The 472-nt window shown below is 48.5% G+C and carries 1 protein-coding gene; it reads right to left on the reverse strand.

Translation table 11 applies throughout. From position 1 onward, the window contains the following. Nucleotides 1–247: 247 nt before the first annotated feature. Nucleotides 248–472 (reverse strand): hypothetical protein (locus tag DP116_RS26490; protein WP_169157980.1); only part of this gene is annotated, 225 nt, incomplete at its 5' end.

Raw genomic sequence — 472 nt, forward strand, 5'->3', positions numbered from 1 at the left:
GGTTTTGTCTCTTGCCAAAACCTCCCCTCTCCTTACTAAGGAGAGGGGTGCCCGTAAGGGCGGGGTGAGGTAACACTTATGAATGCAACACGCGTATGACCCCACCCCGGTTTTGTCTCTTGCCAAAACCTCCCCTCTCCTTACTAAGGAGAGGGGTGCCCGTTAGGGCGGGGTGAGGTCAAATCAACGTGGAATCAAAGCTTGAACGTTAAATTGACACCAATGGCACAGTACCCAACCTACGTATCTATTTCACCGCAGCACAATTACTAGTAGGTGCTGGTGAGGATCGCTGTGGACCAGTCTTAGTAGGATCATAACCAACCAGCAGCACCTCACCTTTCTCATTAAATATCCAACCCTGTGCAGGTATTATCTTTTTGACAGTTGGCTGTTGAGATGCCTCCTTTTGTGTTGTACTTGTTGAACTTACCGTACTAGCAACAGGCTTAACCAAATCAACCCGCACATT

This window comes from Brasilonema bromeliae SPC951 (genome assembly GCF_012912135.1).
Taxonomy (GTDB): Bacteria; Cyanobacteriota; Cyanobacteriia; order Cyanobacteriales; family Nostocaceae; genus Brasilonema; species Brasilonema bromeliae.